Below are 24947 nucleotides of genomic sequence, written 5' to 3' on the forward strand. Positions count from 1 at the left end.
TTGTAATGAAAATCAAAATGCGTGGTCAAGACGTTAAAGTATCTTATGGGGGGAAGGAAGCTCTGCATGGTGTTACTCTTGATATCCCAGAACATAAAGTTACTGCATTGATTGGCCCATCAGGTTGCGGCAAGTCAACTTTTTTACGTTGTTTTAATCGTATGAATGATATAATTGAGGGAGCTGAAGTTACCGGTCTTATCACTTTGGATGACAAAAATATTTATGATGCGTCGATTGATGTAGTAGAGTTACGAGCACGTGTTGGGATGGTGTTTCAAAAACCGAATCCTTTCCCGAAGTCTATTTTTGAAAATGTTGCTTATGGGCCGCGGATTCATGGTTTGACAAGGTCTCGTGCCGAATTGCATGATGCAGTAGAGAGAAGTTTAATACAAGCAGGGTTATTTGAGGAGGTGAAGGATCGTCTTCACGATGCGGGAACAAGCTTGTCAGGGGGGCAGCAACAGCGTTTGTGTATTGCGCGTGCTATTGCGGTGAATCCTGAAGTTATTTTAATGGATGAACCATGTTCTGCTCTTGATCCGATTGCGACAGCGCGTATTGAAGAGCTCATTGATGCATTACGGCAGAATTATACAATTGTTATTGTAACGCATTCGATGCAGCAGGCTGCACGTGTTTCTCAACATACAGCGATGTTCCATTTGGGAAATTTAGTGGAAGTTGGTGAAACTGAAATGATGTTTACTTCACCGAAGGAAAAACGCACGCAAGATTACATTACGGGACGTTTTGGATAAGTTAGACTAAGGAATATAGGATATGTTTATGAGCCATACTGTTCGTTCTTACGACGCAGAGTTGAAGTATCTAGAAAAAAAGATTGTAGAAATGGGTCGTCATGCAGAAAAAATGATTAAGAGTTCTGTAGCATCGATAATTTCGGATGATCTTCAATTAGCTGCTCAGGTTATTGCGGATGATGTATTTTTAGATGAAGCAGAGCGTGACATTGATGATAAAGCAATTACCATTATATGTAAGCGTCAACCAATGGCGGTTGATTTGCGTGAAATTGTTGGTGCTATTCGCATTTCTGCTGATCTTGAGCGGATTGGAGATATGGCTAAAAATATCGCTAAGAGAGCCATTGCTATTTCAGAAATACGTCAACCTGCGACTTTTTACCGTGGTCTTGAAATAATTACAACTTTAGCACTCAATCAGTTAGCAGAAGTGTTGGATGCATACACTAATAGATTATTAGATCCTATTAATGCAGTTCGTGACCGTGATAATAAGATTGATGCTCTGTATACGTCTCTTTTTCGTGAATTTTTAACTTATATGATGGAAGATATGCGCAACATTACAGTGTGTACTCATTTGCTTTTTTGTGCGAAAAGCATTGAGAGAATTGGGGATCATGCAACTAATATTGCTGAAACGTTGCATTATATTATAACGGGGCATCATATGTCTTCGGATCGTTTTCGTGATGATGCTGTGTATGAAGTCAGAGTAGAAGATAAGAAAAAGGATTAAGAACGTTCGCTTTGATTAAGCAGGCAGTATTTTGGTACATCACTGAGAAAATTCATTTTGGGTTCTCGCTGGTTATTTGCTAAGGATTTGGGGGATAGAAATAAAGCACAAGAAACGTCTGTTTTAGAAATATTGCACAGCTATATGGGGTCAGTTCTGTGTTTTCTTTTTGGTTATTATGTAGTTAGATGCGGTTTCTATTTGAGTAATCATGTTTTATCGTGTTGTTTGATGAAGCATAAAATCAGTGTAAGTGTATGCAAAATCTGTTTTACAATTCAACAAACTGCATATGGTGGTTGCAATATTGCAGGAACGGCGTAAATTGAATAATTTTCATGGTTTAAAAGGATATTAATGATGCATTTTGATGCGCACACGACAACATTTTTATCTCAGATGCTTGACCGCCTCGCGGAAGTTGCCGTGGTAGTAGGGCTTAATCTGCAAGAGGGACAAGATCTTGTTTTAACCGCTCCCGTTGAAGCTTTACCTTTGGTACGGCGCATTGCTTTTCATGCATATAAAGTTGGTGCTGGTGTTGTAACACCAATTTTAGGAGATGAAAATTTGTCGCTTGTGCGTTTTGAAAATGCATGCACTGCGAGTTTTGATTGTGCACCTGCTTGGCTTTATGAAGGAATGGCGAAAGCTTTTGAAAATGGTGCTGCGCGCTTAGCTATTGTTGGTGATAATCCTTTGCTTCTCTCCAACCAAGATTCGAATAAGGTAACACGTTTAAGTAAAGCGACATCAATGGCGTATCAGCCTGCTCTTAAAAAAATATCCAATTTTGCTATTAATTGGTCAATAGTTTCTTATCCTACGGCAGGATGGGCTACTGTTGTTTTTCCTGATCTATCACCAGATGAAGCAATTAAAAAATTAGCGGATGCTATTTTTTCTGCTTCGCGTATCACAGAAGATAACGTAGTAGATGCATGGAATGCACATAATAGGAACTTGAAAAAGCGGACATCGTGGTTGAATGAACAACGTTTTTCAGCTTTGCATTTTACTGGTCCTGGAACTGATTTAACTGTTGGCTTGGCAGATGAGCACGAGTGGCAAGGAGGGGCTTCGCTTGCTCAAAATGGGATTATCTGTAATCCTAATATTCCAACAGAGGAAGTATTCACTACGCCTCATGCCCATAAAGTTGAGGGTTTTGTTCGTTCAACAAAGCCATTATCTTACCAAGGAGCACTTATTGACAATATTGAGGTGCGTTTTGAAGCGGGACGTATTGTTAGTGCAAGTGCTTCAGCGGGAGAAAAAGTTTTACAACAAGTTTTACAAAGCGATGAAGGTGCAAGTAGATTGGGTGAAGTTGCTCTTGTTCCACATTCTTCTCCGATTTCTAAGAGTGGGTTACTTTTTTACAATACATTGTTTGATGAAAATGCAGCGTGCCATATTGCCTTAGGGCAATGTTATTCCAAGTGTTTTTTGGATGGTGGATCGTTAACAGCAGAAGAAATTGCAATGCGTGGTGGCAATAAAAGCATGATTCATATTGATTGGATGATTGGATCTGGTGAGATTGACATAGATGGTATTACACAAACTGGTATGAAAATTCCCATATTTCGCCAGGGAGAATGGGTTTAGTTATGTGTTTTGATGATGCTAGTATTGATAATACCAACTGTTTGTTCTGTAATGGTGGTTTATTTGAAAAGTATTGTGATTAATATAGAAGATGCCTGAACTTCCTGAAGTAGAAACGATTCGTCGTGGTCTTGATCCCATCTTAGTTGGCTCAAAGATTTTGTCTGTTACGTTAGGCCGTAAAAATCTACGTTTTCCTTTCCCTGAAGAATTTTCTAATCGAATTACGGATGAGATAATCGTAGGGGTTGGTAGGCGTGCAAAGTATTTATTATTCTATCTTTCACACAACAAAACAATTTTGAGTCATTTGGGAATGTCAGGGTCGTGGCGTGCAGAGAGCAACTTTCCAAGAAAAGAACCTTCAATTGTACAGCGATCAGTTGCACATGACCATTGTACTGTGGTCATTCAGACAGAGAATAATGAGATTTTTCGCCTTATTTATAATGATTCTCGTCGTTTTGGCTTTATGGTATTAGCAGATTCAATGAAGCTGAATGAGCACCCTTTTCTTAAAAATTTGGGTGTTGAACCTATAGGCGATGCATTTTCTGGCGCTTACCTACAAAGGACTTTCGTTAATAAAAAAGTATCACTCAAGACAGCTTTGCTTGATCAATCCGTTATTGCAGGTCTTGGAAATATTTATGTTTGCGAAGCTCTTTGGCGCAGCTGTTTATCTCCTCAGCGAAGTGTATCGACATTAGCGTTAAAAGATGCAAATGTATGCCATGTAGTAGAAGATTTAGCACAAAATATACGTGAAGTTCTTTTTGACGCAATTCTTTCTGGTGGATCTTCTTTGCGTGATTATATTCATGCAGATGGTTCGCTTGGTTATTTTCAACAGTATTTTTCTGTTTATAAACGAGAAGGAAAGGAATGTTTGCGCTGTGGTACGTTGATTGTGCGCATTGTGCAGTCTGGGCGTTCAAGCTTTTATTGTCCACAGTGTCAAAAATGAATAGGCTATCTTGCAAAATCTTATAATAAGCTTAAAGTCATTTGCAGGCCTTCGTAGAAATGAGGAGATTTTTGTGCTTAACAAAGTTTTGACGCATATTGATGAAAATATGGAAGAAAGTCTTGAGCGTCTTTTTTCTTTGTTACGTTTTCAGTCAATTTCCACTGATCCAGTTTACAAAGATGCATGCCGTAAAACAGCTGATTGGTTAGTAGCAGATTTGAAGAGTATGGGTTTTGAGTCTTCAAGACATGATACATCTGGGCATCCGATAGTTGTTGGACACCATCCGGGGCCTTCGGATGATTGTTTGCATGTGTTATTCTATGGGCATTATGATGTTCAGCCTGTGGATCCACTCAATTTATGGAAAAGCGCTCCGTTTGAGCCTTATTTAGAAGAGCAAAATGGAGAGAAAGTTATTTGTGCTCGGGGTGCTTCGGATGATAAAGGTCAGTTGATGACTTTCGTTGAGGCGTGTCGTGCATTTAAGAAGGAAGCAGGTCAGCTTCCCGTTAAAGTTACAGTTTTGTTTGAAGGTGAGGAAGAGAGTGGCTCTTCTTCGTTGTGTCCTTTTTTAAAAGAGCACATTGATGAATTAAAAGCTGATTGTGCATTAGTTTGTGATACTTCAATGTGGGATGTTAATACCCCATCAATTTCTGTTTCTTTGCGTGGATTATTGGGTGAAGAGGTCGTCATCACAGCAGCAAATTGTGATTTACACTCTGGTTATTTTGGAGGAGCGGCGGCTAATCCTATTCATATTTTGACGAGAATTTTAGCAGGTCTGCATGATGATGATGGAAAAGTGACACTTCCTGGATTTTACGATGGTGTGGAAGAAACACCTTTGCCAATTTTGCAATCATGGAGTGAGCTCGATTGTGATGCTGAAAATTTTTTAGGTCCTGTTGGACTTTTTATTCCTTCTGGTGAAAAAGGGCGTAGTATTTTAGAACAAGTGTGGGTTCGGCCTACGGCTGAAGTTAACGGTATTAGTGGGGGGTATGAAGGTGAAGGCTTCAAAACGGTTATAGCATCTCAAGCAAGTGCGAAGGTTTCTTTTCGCTTAGTTCACAAGCAAAATCCAGAAAAAATACGTGAGATTTTTCGTGATTATGTGCGTCGTTTTATTCCTGCAGATTGTACTGTTGAGTTCAAGGAGCATGGTGCTTCTCCAGCCATTCAACTCCCTTATGATTCGCCCTTTATTGAAGCAACGAAGGATGCTTTGTCACAAGAGTGGAGTCATCCTGCTGTGTTGATTGCTATGGGTGGTTCAATTCCAGTAGTTGGTGATTTTCGGTCAATTTTAGATATGGAAACTATTTTAGTTGGATTTGCTTTAGCGGATGATCGTATTCATTCACCAAATGAAAAATATAATCTGAAATCTTTTCATAAGGGGCAGAGGTCTTGGGCGCGTATCCTTACAATTTTAGCAGATAGGAGAATTAATGACAGAGATTCGTGTTCATCAAGGTGACTTACCAAATTTAGATAATTATTGCGTTGATGCTATTGCAGTTGATACTGAGACTCTGGGGTTGCAGCCATATCGGGATCGTTTATGTGTGGTTCAGCTTTCTTCAGGGGATGGTACAGCTGATATTATTCAGATTTCTAAGGGACAAAATAGCGCGCCTAATTTGGTTAAGTTGCTTGAAAATAAGACTATTACTAAAATATTTCATTTCGGGCGTTTTGATCTTGCTATTTTGATGCATACATTTGGTATTGTGTTAGATGCTGTTTTTTGTACGAAAATTGCATCTAAGCTCACTCGCACCTATACAGATCGTCACGGTCTTAAGGAAATTTGTAGTGAGTTACTGAATATAAATATTTCTAAGCAACAGCAATCATCAGATTGGGCGGCGGAAACTTTGTCTCGTGCACAAATTGAATATGCAGCATCAGATGTTTTATATTTACACCGCTTAAAAAGTGTATTCGAGGCGCGTTTAAAGCGTGAGGGGCGAGAAGATATTGCGAAGGCATGTTTTCAGTTTTTACCTATAAGGGCAGAACTTGATCTTTTAGGGTGGCCAGAGATTGATATTTTTGCACATAGCTGAGCTTTACAATTTATTTTTGTTTAAGATTTTTAGAGCCGAGAAAATTACTTATGCGCTTCGGTAATTATTCACGCTTTTAGGTGTATTTTCATTCAGCCGTTTTTGTTTTGATAGCTAAGTTGCTGAGTGTGATTGTTTATGGTGTTCCTGCTGTAGTGCTGCAAGAAAATGGGTTTCAGTTTTTTGGAAGAGCCCTGGTAAGCTGTGTTAGTGATTTGATACAGTCCGGTTTTATAAAAATCAAAAAAGCTACAAGAATATTTATTTGTATGGTGTTGGGTATTGATCATAATATGTACTGATGGTTAGTTTTGATTTTGTTGTTCTCTACTAAGACTACAAAATCGGGTTTTAAAAGCCATTTTTAGTGCAAATATTGGGCAGGAATATAATATTTTTGTTTGCGTTATTGATTCTAAAATTGTTCTCATAGAATTGGGGAATATCAAGTCTATGATTTTATAGGTACGTTAATGAAATTATCTAGATTAGTATTAAGCGGATTTGGGTAATTCATGGACTGCAATTTCTGTATTAGTGTGGTTTATTTTAATCTCTTATTAATGTTGAATTAGCAGACAGTCCTGTTTTTATAAGGTTTCTGTTGTTTTGTTTGCAACTGTGTCATTTTTACTACAGATATTTAAAAAGTTAGCCTATATAGTTTTCTCATTAACTTATGGAGTATACTATGAATATAAAATCTTTAATGACGGCGTCTATTTTTGCTTTTGCTTCGGCTTCTGTAGCACAAGCGGCAGATGTTATGATTCCTCAGGAAATGCCACCGGTTATTGTCGCTCCTACTTTTTCTTGGACGGGTTTGTATGTTGGTGGTCAACTTGGTGGTTTTTCAGGCAAAGGAGATTTATCTGCTGTTGATAAAGGGGCAGAGCTCGTATTTCCTGGTGATGTAAAGCTTTCAGGTTTTGTTGGTGGTCTTTACGCAGGGTCTAATATAGATTTTGGCAGTGGCCTCGTTTTGGGCGTTGATACAGATATAGTTTGGGCCAATAAAGAGTCTACGTTAACATCCAAAACCCGTGATCTCAGTGAAGATGATGCGAAGGCTTTTGTGGAGTTATTTAAAGAACATAATATTGAGCTAGCACCTGGAACAATTAAGGAAGTATCTGAAACTCTTGCTTTTAAAGAAAAGTGGTCTGGTGCTACACGGGTACGTATCGGTTTTGCTGCTGATCGCATCATGCCTTACATTACTGGTGGTCTTGCTTATACACAGGTGCAAGCCGTTGGTTCTGTTTCTTTGAAGGGAGAGAAAACTCCAGCTGGTGGTGGCGGCGAAAGCGGCGGTAACGGTGGTGGCGGCGAAAGCGGCGGTAACGGTGGCGGCGGCGAAAGCGGCGGTAACGGTGGCGGCGGCGAAAGCGGCGGTAACGGTGGCGGCGAAAGCGGCGGTAACGGTGGTGGCGGCGAAAGCGGCGGTAACGGTGGCGGCGGCGAAAGCGGCGGTGCTAGTAGAAGCGGTTTTGCTAGAGATGCAGCAGCAATGGAAGTGCTTGGTGAGGGTGTCATAACCAACGATAAGAAGACAATGTTGGGCTATACACTTGGTGCTGGTGTTGATTTTGCAATGACTGATAACATCATTTTACGTACAGAATATCGTTATTCCGATTTTGGTAAAAAGAAATTTGTAAAAGATGGCATTGAGGTTAGCTATAAAACTAACGACTTCCGTGTTGGTGTAGCTTACAAATTCTAATACATCTTAACGTATTACAGATTTAAATATTTAAGGCCTTGCTTTGCAGGGCCTTTTTTTACAATTGTATCATTTTTACTATAGATATTTAAAATTGGATCTCTTATATAGAGTCCGTTTTGAATATTTGTTACGGAGATAAATTTATGAAAATGAGACATATTGGTGTTTTGTTTGGTATCGCTTTGGGTTCATCTTCTGTAGTGCAGGCGGCTGACACTATCGTTATGCAAGAAGTGTCCCCTGCTGTACCATCCGCTGTTGTTCCTTCTTATGATTTGCCATATTTTTCTTGGGGAAGTCTTTATTTTGGGATTCAGGGTGGTGGTTTTTCAAGTAAAATAAGTTTGGATCGTAGCGTCGGTGATGGATGGGAAGCAGTTCCTGAGAGTGCTACGCCTAAGCTTTCTGGTTTTTTTGCGGGAGGATATTTAGGGGCAAATATTGATTTAGGTAACAGCATTGTAGTAGGAGCAGAATCTGATTTAATGTGGGCTGGTAAGAAGGATGAAAAGTCTTTATTTACAAAAACTATGGCTGCGATTAGAGAAGAAGCTCGTAAGGAGATGTCCGGGGCTGGTGTAAATAGTGGGGGTTCTGCGTTATATAGCTATACAATTAAGGAAAAATGGATTGGTTCTACGCGTGCGCGTGTAGGTTTTTCTCTTGATAATATGATGCCTTACATTACAGGTGGTATTTCTTATGGGCAGATTCAGGGTATTGGTGAGTTTGTTTTAAATGAAACTGCAGAGCAGCCTGCTGCAGAGGTTGCTTCTCCTCATCTTGCAGAAAAGACAGATGAAACCAAGGTGATGGTTGGTTATGCTGTTGGTGCAGGTGTTGATCTTGCAGTTGCTGATAACATTGTTCTACGTACAGAATACCGCTATTCAGATCTTGGTAAGAAGAAATTTGCAAATAACGAAATTGATATGCAATACAAAACCAATGACTTCCGTGTTGGTATAGCTTACAAATTTTAATATATTTAACTTTTAGAACATCAGGGGCCCTGTTTTGCAGGGCCTTTATTTTTTGAATTTATTTTGAGGGTTCTTTTTTAAGTAGTTTCGTGATACTCTCTTGAAGTGTGGGTTGTATTCTTGATTTCTTTTTGGACTGCTTGTTTCTTCGATCTTTATTGTGATAGAGCAGCTGAGTATGTGAGATTTAAGAAAATTACGGAATAATTGAGATTGTAAAAGTGGATGAGGGTATTTCACGATGGCTGTGGAAAATAAAATGATGGATTATTCAAAAACTCTCTATTTACCACAAACAAATTTTCCTATGCGTGCTGGTTTGCCTCAAAAAGAACTTGAATTAATGACGCGATGGGAAGATATAGATCTCTACGCCCGGTTACGTCAGCAAGCAAAAACACGTCCACTTTATGTTCTTCATGACGGTCCTCCTTATGCAAATGGTAATATTCATATTGGCCATGCACTCAATAAGGTCTTAAAAGACGTTATTGTTCGCTCATTTCAAATGCGTGGTTTTAATGCAAATTATGTTCCGGGATGGGATTGCCATGGGCTTCCAATTGAGTGGAAGATTGAAGAAAAATATCGAGCACAAGGAAGAAATAAGGACGATGTACCTATTAATGAGTTTCGTCAGGAGTGTCGTGAATTTGCTCGACATTGGATAACTGTTCAAAGTGAAGAATTTAAGCGTCTTGGAATCGTAGGTGATTTTAAGAATCCCTATACAACAATGGCCTTTCATGCAGAAGCTTGTATCGCTGGTGAATTGATGAAATTTGCTATGTCTGATCAGTTGTATTGTGGTTCAAAACCGGTGATGTGGTCTGTTGTTGAACGTACGGCCTTAGCTGAAGCTGAAGTTGAATATCATGATCATGAATCGGATGCGATTTGGGTTAAATTTCCTGTCTGTGAGTCTTCTGCAAGTGATTTGCATGGTTCTTTTGTTGTAATTTGGACGACAACACCGTGGACTATACCGGGTAACCGTGCGGTAAGTTATTCGTCACAAATTTCTTATAGTGTTTATGAGGTAGAGAATGTAGAAAATGATTTTGGGCCTCAAGTTGGAGAAAGATTACTTTTTGCTGATGCTTTGGCGAAGGATTGTGCAGAAAAAGCGAAACTTGTTTTGAAGCATTTGCGCTGTGTTTCTTCCGAAGAATTGGGATCTCTAATCCTTTCTCATCCGCTAAAGGGTTTTGCTGGGAGCTACAACTATAAGATTGTGATGCTCGATGGTTCACATGTTACAGATAATTCTGGTACGGGTTTTGTGCATACGGCGCCCAGTCACGGTCGTGAAGATTTTGAGATTTGGAATTCCTATAAGCCTGTGTTGGAGAAGGAGGGTGTTGATTCGGCAATTCCCTTTCTTGTTGATGATGCTGGCTTTTACACGAAGGATGCTCCTGGTTTTGGGCCAGATCGTGAAGGAGGTGCTGCTCGTGTTATTGATGATAGCGGAAAGATGGGGAATGCGAATAAGGAGGTCATCAACGTTTTAATTCAGGGAAATAGGTTATTTGCACGTGGTCGTTTAAAACATACATATCCGTACAGTTGGCGTTCAAAGAAGCCAGTTATTTTTCGTAATACACCGCAGTGGTTTATTGCAATGGATAAAGATCTCGGTGATGGTTCAACATTGCGGAGTCGGGCACTAGAGGCTATTTCAGCAACGCGCTTTGTGCCTTCTTTAGGTCAGGGTCGTTTGGCTTCTATGATAGCGGATCGTCCTGATTGGGTGCTTTCTCGTCAGCGTGCTTGGGGGGTTCCAATTTGTATTTTTGTAAATGAAAATGGTCTTATTTTAAAGGATAAAAAAGTAAATGAACGCATTTTGGAAGCTTTCAAAACGGAAGGATCGGATGCATGGTTTGCAGAAGGAGCACGTGAGCGCTTTTTAGGTTCTCGTTCTCATGAATCCTGGCACCAAGTGCGTGATATTTTAGATGTTTGGTTTGATTCTGGTACAACGCACAATTTTGTTTTGGATCAGCGTTCTGATTTAAAATGGCCTGCAGATGTTTATTGCGAGGGCTCAGATCAGCATCGTGGTTGGTTTCAATCTTCTCTCTTGGAGAGTTGTGGAACTTATGCTTGTGCGCCCTATAAAGCGGTTGTTACGCATGGCTTTACTTTAGATGAGAATGGCAAAAAGATGTCTAAATCCTTGGGAAATACTGTTGTCCCGCAGGAAATTATTAAGACATCTGGCGCTGATATTTTTCGTTTTTGGGTAATGACAACTGATTATTGGGAAGATCAGCGTTTGGGTAAAACAATACTCCAAACAAATATAGATTCGTACCGGAAGTTACGTAATGCTATTCGATGGATGCTTGGCACTTTATCACATGATGAAGGTGAAGAAATGCCTTATTGTGTTATGCCAGATCTTGAAAAATTTATATTGCATCAACTTTATGAACTCGATCAATTAGTCCATAAAGCTTATGATCAGTTTGATTTTAAAAAGATTATGCGTGCATTATTAGATTTTTCAATTACTGAATTATCGGCGTTTTATTTTGATATTCGTAAAGATTCTCTTTATTGCGATGCGCCATCATCGGAAAAGCGTAAGGCTGCTTTGCAAGTTGTGCGTGAAATTTTTAATCGTATGGTGACGTGGCTTGCTCCGATGTTACCTTTTACTATGGAAGAAGCTTGGTTGGAGCGCTATCCGAAAAGCTATTCAGTACATTTGGAGCAATTCCGCCCTGCTTTGGCAGAGTGGAAAAATGAACTTTTAGCTGAACGTTGGAAAAAAATCAAAAAGGTTCGTAGAGCTGTTACGGGTGCTTTAGAATTGGAACGGGCAGATAAGCGTATTGGTTCGTCCTTAGAAGCTTCTCCTACCGTTTTTGTTTCTGATCCTGTTTTATTAAAAGCACTAGAAAATTTAGATATGGCAGAAATTTGTATCACGAGTGCGTTTACGATCATTCAGGATGTTCCTCCACCAAATGCTTTTGTTTTAAGCGATGTTGAAGGTGTCGGTGTATTTCCAGGAAAAGCTGTGGGTGTGAAGTGTGCTCGATCGTGGCGTTATACTCAGGATGTCGGGAGTGATCCAGATTATCCGGATGTTTCTATTCGTGATGCCGCTGCTTTACGAGAATTGCGGGCACTCGGAAAAATTTGAATTAACATTAAGTAAGTGCAATTTTGGTATATTGAGTGTGCGTAATTTTGTAATTACTTGGGCTATTTTTGTGTGATTTTTTGTTTTAAAAGAATAGTAAGTTATATATTTTAGAGTGGGATCTCTAAAAATATTGAAATCGGATATTTGGGAGATGAAAAAAGCTCAGTCAACAAAATGTTAATGACAAAGATATCTACCATTTGAAAAAAATAGGAAGATAATAGAGTGTTCTTGTGCTGATCGTGCAAGATTTTTAACCGGTGGATAGAACAAAAAACGATAGAAGAGTCAATAAAGAGACAGAAATAATGTGGTCTCTGCCGTCTAGATGGTTTTTCGAGATATTGAAAGCTGATACGAATTGTATTCGTTGCTAAGTAAGCGAATGGTGTAAAAATATTTCAAAAAAAACCTAATTCCGAAAAATTGATTATTTATCAAGAGGTGTTTTTGTTACGTTTTTGTGCGAAGAACTCCTTAAGTAATAGGCTTGCTTCTTTTTCTTTAAAGCCAGAATAAACATCAGGCATGTGATGACAAGTTTGCTGCTGGTAGAGGCGGGGGCCGTGTTCAATAGCACCTCCTTTTGGGTCACTCGTTGAGTAATAGAGACGTCGTATGCGTGTGAGCGAAATGGCTGCAGCACACATGGCACAGGGTTCGAGTGTTACGTATAGATCACAACCAGGAAGTCTTTCACTTTGTAGTATTTTGCAGGCCATACGAATGACGCGTATTTCTGCGTGTCCTGTAGGATCATGTAGAGTTTTTATAAGGTTACCTGCTCGAGCGATAACAGTTTTACCACGTGTGATAATAGCTCCTACAGGGACTTCATCCTGTTCTGCTGCTAATTGTGCTTCTAGAAGAGCTATTTCCATAGGGGTAAGAGTCATATTTTTTTCTATTTTGATAGTAGATATGGTTGAAAGATTATATATAAAAATTTGCTGTGAGGCGAGTAAGCCTGCTACACTTGTTTACAATGGAAGGGATTACATTACCTCTAAAAAGAGTCTAAAGCCTACTTAAAGGTAAATAGGATATATAAATTCCCAAAGGATAAAGAATGACGAAGGATTATGCTTCCCGCGCTTTTCATAAGAAACAACATAAAACGAACCATAGGTCATCTGAACAATATGGAAAAAAACAAAGTGAAAAAAAAGTGTGTGAAAATTGTGAAAGTGAACGGATTGCTAAGAGGCTAGCGCGTGCTGGTATAGCATCACGTCGTGATGCAGAAATGATGATTATCGCAGGCCGCGTTATGGTGAATGGTGCAATTATAAAAACACCTGCTTTAAATGTTGCACATTCTGATGTCATTATGGTTGACGGAGCACCTTTACCTCCTGTAGAGCGAACACGGTTGTGGCTATATCATAAGCCGGCAGGGCTTGTTACGACAAATCGTGATCCTGAAAATAGGCCTACTGTGTTTGATTGTTTACCAGAAGGGATGCCACGTGTTCTTTCCATAGGTAGGCTTGATATTAATACGGAAGGATTGTTATTGTTAACAAATGATGGTGGCTTGGCGCGTGTATTGGAGCTTCCTTTAACAGGGTGGGTACGTAAGTATCGGGTTCGTGCTTATGGAAAAGTGAAACAGAAAGATCTAGATAATCTCAAAAATGGCATTGCGATTGATGGTATTTTTTATGGTTCGATTGAAGCATCAATTGATCGTGAACAAGGATCTAACATCTGGTTATCTGTTGCTCTGCGTGAAGGAAAAAATCGTGAGATTAAAAATATTTTGGGTGCATTGGGGTTATCAGTTAATCGTTTAATACGTGTATCATACGGTCCATTTCAGCTCTCTGATTTGCAAGAAGGTGCAGTGCGTGAATTGAGAGGACGAATATTACGTGATCAATTAGGAGAACGTTTAATTATGCAGGCGAATGCCAATTTTGATGCGCCTATTCTTAAACCTTTCTCAAATTCAGCAGTTGTTTCTGAACAAGAAAATGATAAACAATCTTTTCGAGGAAATGGAGGCTGGATTTTTTCTGATAATGGTAAAGCTCGCCAAGGCACTAGAAGCCGTTCTGTCGAACGTGATCGTGCACGGTTAGGTACAAAACTTGATGACAGATCAGGTAGTAAGGAAGAGCGTTTTTTATCGCGATCGCGTCGTTCTAATGTGTGGATGGCTTCAGGTGCTCGTCCACAAGTTGAGCGTAAAAAATTTCACTCTCATGGTGATGATGAACGGGGTTATTCAGATTCTTTTTCCAGCAAAAAAAGATTTCATAAAGATGGTGCTAGACAATTAAAACAGAGTGAAAAATCTGATTCTTTCAACAAAGAACGTGATCGGATATTGCCTCGTGAAATGAATTCTCTGAACAAGGAGGTTAAGCATCTCAAGAAGAAGTTGGTGGGTATCAAGAATGAGTATGATGAGAATTCGTTAGTTGGAAGACGAAAAGCTAAAATATCACCTTATGATCGCATAAAAAAATTTAAACCGTCTGATAATAATTCTAAAAAATCTAAATTATCTGGAGAGAGTCGTGCGGGTCGTTGGCGGTAAGTTTTCGAGTCGCACTTTATTCGCACCTACGAGCAACTTTATTCGACCAACGAGTGATCGTACACGTGAAAGTCTTTTCAATATTTTTTCTAGTAAAGAAGAGAAATTTTGGGTGGGGAAGCGTGTTCTCGACCTTTTTGCGGGTACAGGTGCTTTAGGAATTGAAGCACTTTCACGTGGGGCAAAAGCAGCTGTTTTTATTGAAAATTCTGTTGAAGGACGCGGTCTGATACAGAAAAATATTGAAGCATTTGAATTACAGGGGGTAGGACGAATTTTGCGTCGTGATGCAACAAAACTTGGTTATATTGGGACAATGCAGCCATTTGACGTAATTTTTGCTGATCCTCCTTACGGGCGCTGTTTAGGTGAAAAGGCTTTTGTAGAGATATTGAGGGGAGGATGGGCAAAAGATGAAGCATTTTTTGTGCTCGAGGAAGAAAAAAGGGCTATTATAAATTTACCTGGTGTATTTCACTTGGTTGATGAGCGTTTTTATCGTGATACAGTGGTGCGCATTTACAAAATCTGATTATAAAGCGCGATCTGAAAAATATCCGTTTCATTTGGAGCATCAGTATGATTTTTTCGTATCGTCAATTAAATAGGTGCAAACTGCAAACAAATTGTTATCTGATTGGCTGAAGCTAGATTACAGGATACCGATTTTAGCGAACTAAATTTATGGTCACTATGATTTCAAGTAGTTGTGTAGCTTGCTATTTACGGTTTTTGAGTTGTTATATTGAATGGGTAAATTTTTTTAACAAACACTGATGATATTTTGGGCGTTAATAATTGAATTGAAATATTTTATTGCTACAATTTTGGGCAGTTGGTATTTTGAAAGTGTGTCCGCATATTTAATCAGAGGTTCTCTTCATAAGATTTTTAGCCCCTCTAAAAATTAGAGGGATCCTTATGGTACAAAAATTTAGAAACTTATGAATTAAAAATTAAAGAATATATTTGTGGTATACCATGAAAAAGCGTAGGGATATGTAGGAGTTAATTTTGTAGGTCTTTATAAATTACCTATCAAAGTGAAGTAAGTGTGTGAAGGAGTCTACGATGCGTATCGAGGATCAGATTGATAAAGCTGCTTCGTTGGTTGAGGAAGCTAAACGTTATGGAGCTGATGCTGCCGATGCTGTCGTTGTTTGTTCCCGTTCTGTATGTGTATCAGTTCGTTTTGGTAAAGTTGAGTCGACAGAATCTTCAGAAAGTGATCACTTCACATTGAGAGCATTTGTTGGCAAAAAAGTAGCTAGTGTATCTGCTAATTTGGCAATTTGTCCGCAAGAGTTAGCGGAGCGTACTGTTGCAATGGCTAAAGCTTCACCGGACAGTGTGTTTGAAGGTTTAGCTGATAAGGATTTTTTGGTTAAACATCCTAAGAATCTTGATCTTTTCGATAGTTTTGTTCCACAGAGTGATTCGTTAAGAGATGATGCGTTAAAAATGGAAGCTGCCGCTCTTGGTGTTGCAGGAGTGAATAATTCTGGGGGTGCAGCTGCGGCGTATGGTCATAAAGGGCTTGCTCTTGTGACAAGCAATGGTTTTTTAAGTGCATATCGTTCCAGTAATTTTTCACGTTCTTGTAGTGTACTTGCGGGTGAAGGTACAATGATGGAGAGAGATTATGATTATACAACAGCCTTGCATTTTTCTGATTTGGAAGCGGCAGAAATTGTAGGTAGAAATGCAGGGATGAGAGCAGTTCAACGTTTGGGAGCTGTTCGTGCTTCTACAGGGAGAGTTGATGTTATTTTTTCTTCACGTATAGCTCGTGGTATTGCTGGACATATTGCATCCATGGTTAATGGGGCATCTGTAGCTCGCAAAACAAGCCTCTTACAAAATTTGAAAGGGGAAAGAGTGATGAAGTCTGGTGTCAATGTAACGGATCAGCCTTTGAGGTTGAGGGGAAACGCTTCTCGTCCTTTTGATGGTGAAGGTGTGGAAGGGCAAGCACTGAATGTCATTGAAGATGGTGTTTTAAATAATTGGCTTCTCTCATTATCTTCGGCTCGTGAATTGGGGCTTGAAACAAATGGGCATGGGGTTCGTTCTGGATCATTTATTCAACCAGCGAGTACCAATTTTGCTATTGAGCCTGGGTCAATTACACCCCAAGATATGATAAAAAGTTTACAAAAAGGTTTTTATGTTACGGAATTGTTTGGACATGGTGTTGATTTTGTAACAGGTCAATATAGTCGTGGTGCTGCAGGTTTTTGGATTGAAAATGGCGAAATTACTTATCCAGTAAGTGAGGTAACATTGGGATCTGATTTGCTTTATATGTTGGCTCATTTGACGCCTGCAAATGATATTGACAGACGTTACAGTACGACTTCTCCGACCTTGTTAATTGAAGGGATGACGCTTGCAGGACAATAAAACTCGTTATTATTCGGATCTTGATCTTTTGCTAAATGTTTGTCAGAAGGCAGGGAATTTGGCAATGGGGTATTTTGGATGTGATTTGAAAGTTTGGATTAAAAATGGTCACTCACCGGTGAGTGAGGTGGATTTGGCTGTTGATAGTTTTTTAAAGGAAAAACTTCTTGAAGCACGGCCAAATTATGATTGGATATCAGAAGAAATGGATAATGAACGCAAACAACAGAGCTGTGGGCGTTATTTTTTAGTTGATCCAATCGATGGGACTCGTGGCTTTTTGTCTGGCCATACTGATTGGTGTATCTCTGTTGCCATAATTGAAAATGGGCGTCCTGTTGTAAGTGTTGTACAGTGTCCAGCTAAGGGTGATGTTTATGCTGCCATTGCGGGGGGAGGTGCAAAATTAAATGGTGTGAGATTGCCTCTTTTAGAATCTCGAATAGATCAACAATATAGGGTTTCTATTGATCAATCAATCATCCACAGGTTACCATTTGATTTTTGTAGTAAAGTGAGGTTCTTGGATAATATTTCTTCCCTTGCATACCGTATCATTCTTGCTGCAAAGGGTGAGGTTGATGCTGTGTTGGTTCGGCCAAATTGCCATGATTGGGATATTGCTGCCGCTGACCTCATTATTGAAGAATGTGGTGGGCACTTAGTATCGTTTGATGCACCATTTATTTCCTACGGCGGAGAAGTTTATCAATATGGGTTTTTAGCTGCAGGCGAGAATAACTGTCGTCAAAATATGATAGATGTTGTTCGCCAGGCAAAGTTAGTTTAATCAGAGAGCGGTATTTTAAGATTTTTGGATGATATGGAGGCGGGTATGGCCGCGATCAATGAGAAGAAACAATTACTATATCTTGTATTTGGTGGGGAGTTAGAAAATCTTCAAGATAATAAATTTAAGAATTTGAATGATTTGGATATAGTAGGTATCTTTCCGGATTATAAATCTGCAGAAGGAATGTGGCGGGCAAAATCACAAAGCACTGTAGATAACGCGCTACAACGATATTATATCGTGCATTTACACCGATTTTTTGATCTTGAAACAGGTAATGCGTCATAAATAAGTATTCAGTCATTATTGTAGCACTATGATGAGATTGAGTGGGATGGATTTTGTCGTATGAAGGAAATAATTCAGAAAAAAGACAATTATTTAAAGCTGTTTTGGCGAAAAAATCGTGATAAATTAGTGAAGAACAAGTTTATAAAGTTTCTTTTTGTTTGGATATTGATAAATTATTTGCGTCTTGTGTACTGGACAAATCCACTGTTAAAAGGTTCGGATGATGCAAAAAAGGCACATGATACTTATGGTCCGTTTATTATTACCTTTTGGCATGGGCGTCATATTATGGCGCCATTTCTTCGTCCACCAGGTGAGCCAGTTGTTGCTATGTTTTCTCGTTCTTCAGATGCAGAAATAAATGCGCAGTTAGCGAGAAAAATGGGGGTTGAGATTGTACGTGGTTCAGGAGGAAGATGTCCAACGCATTCTGTTAATAAAGGAGGAGCACGAGCACTATTGGCACTTAAAAACGCTCTTAAATTTGGTAAAACAGCTGTGATGATTGCAGATATTTCACATGGAAAAGCACGAGAGTCTGGAAGAGGAATTATTTTATTAGCTAAAATTTCTGGCCGTCCCATTGTTCCTTACATATATGCATTTTCACGCGAAAAAGTTCTTGAGAAAACATGGGACAAGACTGCAATTCCTCTTCCTTTTGGGCGTTCAATTTTTCTCATGGGAACTGCATTGTTTGTTCCTAAAGATGCTGATGATGCTTTATTAGAGGAAAAACGTGTTCAATTAACAAATATGATGAATCGTTTAACAGATGAGGCATATAGCCGTCTTAAAAGTAGTCAGTGAGGTTAATTGGATGATGAAATTGAAAGCAAGAGCAGCTATTTCACTTTATCGGGCAATAGGTTTTTGTTTATATATTTTTGTTTCCTTTTATTTATTTGTCCGTGTTTTACGTGGCAAGGAAGAGGTTAGGCGTCGAAAAGAGCGTTTTGGCAAAAGTCAGAAGTTGCGTCCCTCGGGTCCTTTGGTTTGGTTTCATGCAGCTAGTGTTGGAGAGACACAGGCCCTTTTACCTCTCATTGAGTATATTTTATCCCTTAATATTAATGTGTTATTGACAACATGCACAGTGGCGTCTTCTTCTTTTATAAAAAATCGTTTTGGGGAGCGGTTGATTCATCAATATGCTCCGCTAGATTTAGAATTAATAATACATCGTTTTATTAATCACTGGAAACCTGATTTGGTGTTAACCTGTGAGTCAGAAATTTGGCCTTTGCGGATAATAGCGCTTTCTGAAAAACGTATTCCACAAATTTGGGTGAATGCTCATATGTCGGAACGTTCTTTTCAAGTATGGCAAAGAATGAAGGCTTTTTCTGAATATATTTTTCAGCATATTAATATGGTTGTTGGGCAAAATGAAAGGGATGTAGCTTACTATCAGACTCTTGGGGCAAAATCTGTAGTTCTTTCCGGAAATCTTAAGGCTGATGTTGTACCATTTGAAGATCAAGAATTGCTTACACGCTATCACAATTTTATCAGGAATCGCCCGATTTGGGCTGCTGTTTCGACTCATGAGGGAGAAGAAGAAATTGCCCTTGAAGTTCATAAAACTCTCAAAAATTATTGGCCAGATTTATTAACGATTATTGTGCCCCGTCACATCGAGCGTACAGAGGCTATCATGAAGGTATGTGATCGTGAGGGTATTCAGTATGTCTGCAGAAGTAGTAACATTGTTCCAGATTCGCAGACAGATGTCTTATTAGGAGATACGGTTGGAGAAATGGGTCTTTTCCTTCGTTTATCAAAGGTCGCTTTTATTGGGAAATCGTTATGTAGTAGCGGCGGCCACAATCCATTGGAGCTTGCTTTCCTTGGTGCAGTAATTGTGACAGGACCTAATTTTTCAAATTTTCAGGATATATTTGAACAATTTTTATCTCATGATGCGGCTTGCGTCGTTGAAAACAAGATACAGCTTGCTCTCCAAATAAATGTGCTTTTAGGCAATGAAGTTCTGAGACAAGAAATGGCTGATAAGGCTTATAAAGTGGCAACAGGTATGGCTGGTGCTTTTGAATGTACACGGAGGGTTTTATATCCATTTTTGCAACCGCTTATTATTCAAAAAACTTTAAATCGGTGTTAGAGTCAGTATGTACATTAAAGCTCCTCGATTTTGGTGGAAAAGAAAAAGTTTTTTACGTTTTTTATTAGCACCAATTGCAAGTATTTATGGTTGTTATGTACGTTATCGAATGATAAAAACTCCTCCCATCGTTGATTTACCTGTTTTATGTATTGGAAATTTTACTTTAGGAGGAACTGGTAAAACGCCTGTTGTGATTGCTTTTTCTCAATTGGCCAGGGAGCTTGGTTTAAATCCTGGTATAGTCTCGCGTGGTTATGGTGGAATCGTGAAGGGGGTTCATCTTGTTGATGTAAAACGTGATAATGCCGATCATGTTGGAGACGAGGCTCTTTTGTTAGCTCATCATGCTCTTGTTGCTATTTCACCCGATCGTTATATAGCGGCACAACGACTTAAGAGAGAAGGTTGTGATTTTATTTTGATGGATGATGGGTTTCAAAGTCGTCGTCTTTATATGGATTATGCACTACTCGTCGTAGATGCGATGCGTGGTTTTGGAAATGGAGCGGTTTTTCCAGCAGGTCCTTTGCGTGCTCCTTTAGATGTGCAATTTTCTTTTATGGATAGTATCTTATGCATTGGCCATTTGAGTGAGTGTGACAATATAGCATCTTTAGCAGTACTTTCTGATAAATCTTTACACTATGCTTGCTTTAAATCGTTAGTTTCTAGTGAAGTTACAGGAAAGTCTTTTTTAGCCTTTTCGGGTATCGGTAATCCAGATAAATTTTTCAGATCCATTGAAGAAATGTCTGGTCATGTTGTGCAAAAGGTTTCTTATCCTGATCATTACGTTTTCACTGTGAGTGATATAAAAAGCCTTGTACAAAAAGCGCAAATTCAGAATTTGTGGCTCGCTACGACTGCGAAAGATTATGTTCGCATGCAAGCACAAGGTTTACAAAGAAATTTAAAGAATTTAATTGTATTTGATGTTAAGATGGATTTTTTTCAAAAAGATTTTTGCCATGAAATTCTTGAGGAAGTTATGACTCGCTTCAGGCAACGAAAGCGCCCTTGTAGTATGTGATTGTGAAAATAAAAATTTCCTGCATTCAAAGTATTAATTAGTTATTTTGAGATTTACTGAGTAATTGACGAAGATGCGGATTGCATTCAAGTTCACGATGATAGGACAGTTCACAGCTAGCGTATGCTTCTTGGCGGTGATGATTCCAGTATTTTAGATCGTCGAGGGGAATTTTTTGTTTGCTAACAGCACAAACAGTATAAGTTCCGTATTTTATGATTTTGTATTCATTACTTGAGTAACTAATTATTGCTTCACGTTCATCACTAGAAAACATTTTCTATTATGACCTTTCTTCCTTGTTGTGAAAACAATACAGATAGCAGAATGTGGGATATCCTATAAAGTGGAAAATGTGCAAAATAACATTTTTGTGAAAATTGAAAGGAAGTTGATTATTTCCTACCGAAAAGACGCTCTATATCAGTGAGTTTGAGTTCGATGTAAGCTGGACGACCATGGTTACATGTGCTTGAGTTGGGTGTTTTCTCTATTTGTCGCAAGAGTGCATTCATCTCTTCAGGGCATAAGATACGTCCTGAACGTACTGAGCTATGACAAGCCATGGTTGCTGCAATATGATCAAGCATTGCTCTTAAGTTGTTTATTGTGTCATATTCAGAAGCTTCATCAGCAAGATCTTGAATGAGGGCCTTTACATTAACTTCTCCCAACATAGAAGGTGTTTGGCGTACAACAATTGCACCAGGTCCAAATTGTTCGATGTTTAAACCAAATTTCTGTAAAGAATCTTTATGAGCTAAAAGGCATGTTGCATCTTCTTCAGAAAGTTCAACAACTTCAGGAATGAGCAACAATTGTGAAGGAAGTGGTTTAGAATAAAGGGAATTTTTGAGTGCTTCATAGACCAATCTTTCATGTGCAGCGTGTTGATCAACAATGACGAGGCCATCGCAAGTTTGTGCAATGATATAATTTTTATGAATTTGTGCTTTTGCAGAACCGAGAGGATAGTTTTCCACTTCTGATGAAGGGATTTCTTTTGCTGCACGTGTATCACCACTTGGCTCTTCAAAGCAATCCATTACAGGGTTAATATCTTTTCCAAAATCGCAATGATCAATCATATCGAGCGGTTTATGCAGCATTGAGGCTGTTGCCAATGTTTCATGATAAGATTGAAAATTATGGGGAAGAGTTCTTTGAGTATTTTTGAAAGCATTGGACGAATTTTTTTGAAATGCTATAAGCATTTTTTCTGATCTTGTCGAGACATGACGGACACCTGTTTGATGTAGCGCTTCATGGATTGCACCGATGATCAGACCACGAATTAAACCAGGATCACGGAATCTAACATCCGCTTTTGCTGGGTGTACGTTAACATCTACATCTATAGGCGGTAAATCAATGAAGAGAACGGATACAGCGTGACGATCTCGAGCAATCGCATCAGCATAGGCTCCTCTGATTGCTCCCCACAATAATTTATCACGCACTGGGCGTCCGTTAACATACACAAATTGATGCATACTATTGCTGCGATTGAAAGATGGTAAACAAGTAAAACCAGTTAAACGAGCTGTTTCACGTTCAGCGTAGATCTCAACACTATTGGAAGCAAATTCTTTTCCCATTATTTGGGTAATACGCTGCAATTTCCCTTGGATATTATTTTCTGTAGCAGGCAATTCCATAGGGGTTCTGTCTGTGCCAGAAAGTGAAAATCGAATATGTGGAAATGCAACAGCAATCCGTTTAACCATATCTGTAATAGCAGTTGCTTCAGTGCGGTCAGTTTTCATAAATTTTAATCGTGCTGGAGTTACAAAAAAGAGATCGCGCACTTCAACGGTAGTTCCAGGGTTGGCTGCAGCTGGCTTGGGGCCTTCAATTTTTCCTGCTGTTACGGTAATCTCGTTCGCACCGTCAGTGTTTTGCATCCGTGAAGTTAGTTTGAGTTTGGCAATAGAGCCAATGGATGGTAGAGCTTCTCCTCGAAATCCAAGAAAACAAATGTTATGTATATCGTCGACGATTTTAGATGTACAATGGCGTGAAACCGCCAAAATTAGTTGATCTTTTGAAATTCCAGAACCATTGTCACTAACTCGGATAAAATTTTTTCCACCATTTGCCGTGGTAATCTCAACGCGAGTCGCTCCTGCATCAATAGCATTTTCGACAAGCTCTTTAACGACACTCGCTGGCCGCTCGATAACTTCCCCAGCAGCAATTTGATTAATAATATTCTCACTAAGATGGCGTATAGTCATTACTTAAACTCCAACATGCTTTATTTTCTGTATAAAAATTTTAAAAAGGGATGACAATACTTTCTCCTGATCTCGGGATGGTTATAGCACGATATGTTCAGAATAATTTTTCTCACTCTGCATGATAGGAAAATTTACTCAAATTGAAATTTTTAGTTTTTCTTTCAAGGTTCTTTACCTAACATTGTTCTGTCGGTTATAATTTTAATCATTGATTATAGAGGTCAGTTAGCTAACAAAATCGGAAATGGATGAATTTTTGTTATTCTGGTGTTTAGGTTAAGTTGAGCTATGTTCTATGTCAAAGAAGTTAGGAAAAGGAAGGCAGGCACGTGATGCGTATGAATGGTATTCTCGCAGATAGAGACATACATGCTTTAGTAGATGAAGGCATTCTTAGGTCTATAGGTTCTATTGATATGGATCAGATACAACCTGCGAGTCTTGATTTACGTTTGGGTGATAAAGCATATCGTGTGCGCGCTTCCTTCATGCCAGGGCTCGATACGAAAGTTTATGATAAACTTGAACGGTTGAAGTTACATGAGTTCAGTTTACAAGATGGCGCAGTTTTGGAGACGGGGTGTGTGTATATTGTTCCTCTTTTAGAACATTTAACTTTGCCGCAAACGTTATCTGTGGTTGCTAATCCTAAAAGTTCAACGGGGCGATTAGATATTTTTACGCGTGTAATCACTGATAACGCACAAGAATTTGATAAGATTTGTGTAGGTTATCACGGTCCACTTTACCTTGAAATTAGTCCGCGTACGTTTCCGATTTTAGTTCGCACAGGTTCACGTCTATCACAACTTCGGTTTCGAAAAGGACAACATTACCTGAATGAAATCGAGTTGCGCACTTTACATAAAAATGACCCGCTGACATCAGATGATATGCCTAATATTAGTGATGAAGGTCTTGCAATTTCTATTGATTTAGAAGGAGATGAAGATGGGCTTGTGGGGTATCGTGGTAAACACCATACAAGCGTCATTGATGTTGATAAACGTGCTGGTGCTCATGCTTTGGATTTTTGGGAACCTCTTTACAATTGTGGTGAAAAGGAATTAATTCTTGATCCTAATGAATTTTATATTTTGGCTTCACAGGAGGCTGTTCATGTTTCTCCACTTTATGCAGCTGAAATGACACCATTTAACCCTCTGGTCGGGGAATTTAGAGTGCATTATGCAGGTTTCTTTGATCCAGGGTTCGGGCATGCAGAGGCAGGCTGCAAAGGGGCGCGGGCAGTCTTAGAGATACGCAGTTATGAAGTTCCATTTATCTTGGAGCACAATCAGATTGTTGGACGTTTAGTTTATGAACCTATGCTTAGTAGACCGTTAGCTCTTTATGGACATGATATTGGCTCACATTATCAAGCACAGGGACTGAAATTATCTAAGCATTTTAAATAAATTTTCAAAAATGAAGTTATATAAAAGTATCGGTAAAACGTTTACTCTGATGGTAGGGG

General features: G+C 39.1%; 21 protein-coding genes. 18 read left to right on the plus strand and 3 right to left on the minus strand.

The genetic code is table 11. The annotated features are described in order from the left end of the window. Positions 1 to 5 precede the first annotated feature (5 nt). From pstB to ileS, 9 genes are all read left to right on the plus strand, one after another. On the plus strand, positions 6 to 764 hold the full coding sequence (gene pstB / locus PU02_RS03000; protein ID WP_053944018.1) for a phosphate ABC transporter ATP-binding protein PstB: 759 nt from the start codon (positions 6 to 8) through the stop codon (positions 762 to 764). A gap of 22 nt (positions 765 to 786) precedes the next feature. After that, positions 787 to 1509, plus strand: a complete 723-nt coding sequence (gene phoU, locus PU02_RS03005) for a phosphate signaling complex protein PhoU (protein WP_053944019.1) — start codon at positions 787 to 789, stop codon at positions 1507 to 1509. A gap of 360 nt (positions 1510 to 1869) precedes the next feature. Continuing rightward, positions 1870 to 3120 carry an aminopeptidase gene (locus PU02_RS03015; protein WP_053944645.1) on the plus strand — a complete coding sequence of 417 codons (1251 nt, stop codon included), beginning with the start codon at positions 1870 to 1872 and terminating at the stop codon, positions 3118 to 3120. 91 nt (positions 3121 to 3211) lie between these two features. Beyond that, positions 3212 to 4087: a bifunctional DNA-formamidopyrimidine glycosylase/DNA-(apurinic or apyrimidinic site) lyase gene (gene mutM / locus PU02_RS03020; protein ID WP_053944021.1), complete on the plus strand. Its 876-nt coding sequence runs from the start codon at positions 3212 to 3214 to the stop codon at positions 4085 to 4087. Between the two features lie 73 nt (positions 4088 to 4160). Further along, positions 4161 to 5576, plus strand: coding sequence for a M20/M25/M40 family metallo-hydrolase (locus PU02_RS03025; protein WP_053944022.1), 1416 nt, complete (start codon positions 4161 to 4163; stop codon positions 5574 to 5576). After that, the gene (locus tag PU02_RS03030) at positions 5548 to 6168 is read left to right on the plus strand and encodes a ribonuclease D (protein ID WP_053944023.1); all 621 of its coding nucleotides are present in this window, start codon (positions 5548 to 5550) and stop codon (positions 6166 to 6168) included. The genes PU02_RS03025 and PU02_RS03030 overlap by 29 nt, the downstream gene beginning before the upstream one ends. Positions 6169 to 6859: 691 nt before the next feature. Continuing rightward, positions 6860 to 7894, plus strand: a complete 1035-nt coding sequence (locus tag PU02_RS06830; protein ID WP_053944024.1) for an outer membrane protein — start codon at positions 6860 to 6862, stop codon at positions 7892 to 7894. A gap of 146 nt (positions 7895 to 8040) precedes the next feature. After that, a complete protein-coding gene (locus tag PU02_RS03040) occupies positions 8041 to 8880 on the plus strand; it encodes an outer membrane protein (RefSeq protein WP_053944025.1) in 840 nt (279 codons plus the stop codon). Between the two features lie 241 nt (positions 8881 to 9121). Continuing rightward, on the plus strand, positions 9122 to 12037 hold the full coding sequence (ileS, locus tag PU02_RS03045; RefSeq protein ID WP_053944026.1) for an isoleucine--tRNA ligase: 2916 nt from the start codon (positions 9122 to 9124) through the stop codon (positions 12035 to 12037). Positions 12038 to 12477: 440 nt separating this feature from the next. On the opposite strand, the gene PU02_RS03050 is transcribed toward ileS, so the two are convergent. Beyond that, positions 12478 to 12936 (minus strand): nucleoside deaminase, encoded by a 459-nt coding sequence (locus tag PU02_RS03050; RefSeq protein ID WP_053944027.1) that lies wholly within the window; start codon positions 12934 to 12936, stop codon positions 12478 to 12480. A gap of 272 nt (positions 12937 to 13208) precedes the next feature. Between PU02_RS03050 and PU02_RS03055 the strand changes: the two genes are divergently transcribed. From PU02_RS03055 to lpxK, 8 genes are all read left to right on the plus strand, one after another. Then, a complete protein-coding gene (locus tag PU02_RS03055) occupies positions 13209 to 14585 on the plus strand; it encodes a pseudouridine synthase (RefSeq protein ID WP_053944646.1) in 1377 nt (458 codons plus the stop codon). Beyond that, positions 14566 to 15117: a 16S rRNA (guanine(966)-N(2))-methyltransferase RsmD gene (gene rsmD / locus PU02_RS03060; RefSeq protein ID WP_053944028.1), complete on the plus strand. Its 552-nt coding sequence runs from the start codon at positions 14566 to 14568 to the stop codon at positions 15115 to 15117. The genes PU02_RS03055 and rsmD overlap by 20 nt, the downstream gene beginning before the upstream one ends. 539 nt (positions 15118 to 15656) lie before the next feature. Then, positions 15657 to 16988, plus strand: coding sequence for a TldD/PmbA family protein (locus tag PU02_RS03065; protein WP_053944029.1), 1332 nt, complete (start codon positions 15657 to 15659; stop codon positions 16986 to 16988). After that, positions 16975 to 17778, plus strand: a complete 804-nt coding sequence (locus PU02_RS03070; protein ID WP_053944030.1) for a 3'(2'),5'-bisphosphate nucleotidase CysQ — start codon at positions 16975 to 16977, stop codon at positions 17776 to 17778. The genes PU02_RS03065 and PU02_RS03070 overlap by 14 nt, the downstream gene beginning before the upstream one ends. A gap of 45 nt (positions 17779 to 17823) precedes the next feature. Next, positions 17824 to 18069 carry a DUF4170 domain-containing protein gene (locus PU02_RS03075; protein ID WP_053944031.1) on the plus strand — a complete coding sequence of 82 codons (246 nt, stop codon included), beginning with the start codon at positions 17824 to 17826 and terminating at the stop codon, positions 18067 to 18069. Positions 18070 to 18129: 60 nt separating this feature from the next. Beyond that, positions 18130 to 18882 (plus strand): lysophospholipid acyltransferase family protein, encoded by a 753-nt coding sequence (locus PU02_RS03080; RefSeq protein ID WP_053944032.1) that lies wholly within the window; start codon positions 18130 to 18132, stop codon positions 18880 to 18882. Between the two features lie 10 nt (positions 18883 to 18892). Continuing rightward, a complete protein-coding gene (waaA, locus tag PU02_RS03085; protein ID WP_053944033.1) occupies positions 18893 to 20197 on the plus strand; it encodes a lipid IV(A) 3-deoxy-D-manno-octulosonic acid transferase in 1305 nt (434 codons plus the stop codon). Between the two features lie 7 nt (positions 20198 to 20204). Further along, entirely contained in the window at positions 20205 to 21230 is a 1026-nt protein-coding gene (lpxK, locus tag PU02_RS03090) for a tetraacyldisaccharide 4'-kinase (protein WP_053944034.1), read from the plus strand. A gap of 37 nt (positions 21231 to 21267) precedes the next feature. Here the strand turns inward: lpxK and PU02_RS06560 are convergent, their stop codons facing one another. Then, positions 21268 to 21507, minus strand: a complete 240-nt coding sequence (locus tag PU02_RS06560) for a DUF2093 domain-containing protein (protein WP_071628362.1) — start codon at positions 21505 to 21507, stop codon at positions 21268 to 21270. A 118-nt stretch (positions 21508 to 21625) separates the two neighbouring features. After that, complete coding sequence (gene mutL, locus PU02_RS03095) at positions 21626 to 23467, minus strand: DNA mismatch repair endonuclease MutL (protein WP_053944035.1); 1842 nt, start codon at positions 23465 to 23467, stop codon at positions 21626 to 21628. Positions 23468 to 23799: 332 nt separating this feature from the next. Between mutL and PU02_RS03100 the strand changes: the two genes are divergently transcribed. Beyond that, entirely contained in the window at positions 23800 to 24888 is a 1089-nt protein-coding gene (locus PU02_RS03100) for a 2'-deoxycytidine 5'-triphosphate deaminase (RefSeq protein WP_053944036.1), read from the plus strand. Positions 24889 to 24947: the final 59 nt, after the last annotated feature.

The organism is Bartonella ancashensis, assembly GCF_001281405.1.
Lineage (GTDB): Bacteria > Pseudomonadota > Alphaproteobacteria > Rhizobiales > Rhizobiaceae > Bartonella > Bartonella ancashensis.

Excerpts from the sequence above, each read along its gene's own strand:
- PU02_RS03065 (WP_053944029.1), top strand. The coding sequence starts at position 15,657 with ATGCGTATCGAGGATCAGATTGATAAAGCTGCTTCGTTGGTTGAGGAA.
- ileS (WP_053944026.1), top strand. The coding sequence starts at position 9,122 with ATGGCTGTGGAAAATAAAATGATGGATTATTCAAAAACTCTCTATTTA.
- PU02_RS03030 (WP_053944023.1), top strand. The coding sequence starts at position 5,548 with ATGACAGAGATTCGTGTTCATCAAGGTGACTTACCAAATTTAGATAAT.
- PU02_RS06560 (WP_071628362.1), bottom strand. The coding sequence starts at position 21,507 with ATGTTTTCTAGTGATGAACGTGAAGCAATAATTAGTTACTCAAGTAAT.
- PU02_RS03040 (WP_053944025.1), top strand. The coding sequence starts at position 8,041 with ATGAAAATGAGACATATTGGTGTTTTGTTTGGTATCGCTTTGGGTTCA.
- PU02_RS03075 (WP_053944031.1), top strand. The coding sequence starts at position 17,824 with ATGGCCGCGATCAATGAGAAGAAACAATTACTATATCTTGTATTTGGT.
- lpxK (WP_053944034.1), top strand. The coding sequence starts at position 20,205 with ATGTACATTAAAGCTCCTCGATTTTGGTGGAAAAGAAAAAGTTTTTTA.
- waaA (WP_053944033.1), top strand. The coding sequence starts at position 18,893 with ATGATGAAATTGAAAGCAAGAGCAGCTATTTCACTTTATCGGGCAATA.
- mutL (WP_053944035.1), bottom strand. The coding sequence starts at position 23,467 with ATGACTATACGCCATCTTAGTGAGAATATTATTAATCAAATTGCTGCT.
- pstB (WP_053944018.1), top strand. The coding sequence starts at position 6 with ATGAAAATCAAAATGCGTGGTCAAGACGTTAAAGTATCTTATGGGGGG.
- PU02_RS03015 (WP_053944645.1), top strand. The coding sequence starts at position 1,870 with ATGCATTTTGATGCGCACACGACAACATTTTTATCTCAGATGCTTGAC.
- mutM (WP_053944021.1), top strand. The coding sequence starts at position 3,212 with ATGCCTGAACTTCCTGAAGTAGAAACGATTCGTCGTGGTCTTGATCCC.
- phoU (WP_053944019.1), top strand. The coding sequence starts at position 787 with ATGTTTATGAGCCATACTGTTCGTTCTTACGACGCAGAGTTGAAGTAT.
- PU02_RS03050 (WP_053944027.1), bottom strand. The coding sequence starts at position 12,936 with ATGACTCTTACCCCTATGGAAATAGCTCTTCTAGAAGCACAATTAGCA.
- PU02_RS03080 (WP_053944032.1), top strand. The coding sequence starts at position 18,130 with ATGAAGGAAATAATTCAGAAAAAAGACAATTATTTAAAGCTGTTTTGG.
- PU02_RS06830 (WP_053944024.1), top strand. The coding sequence starts at position 6,860 with ATGAATATAAAATCTTTAATGACGGCGTCTATTTTTGCTTTTGCTTCG.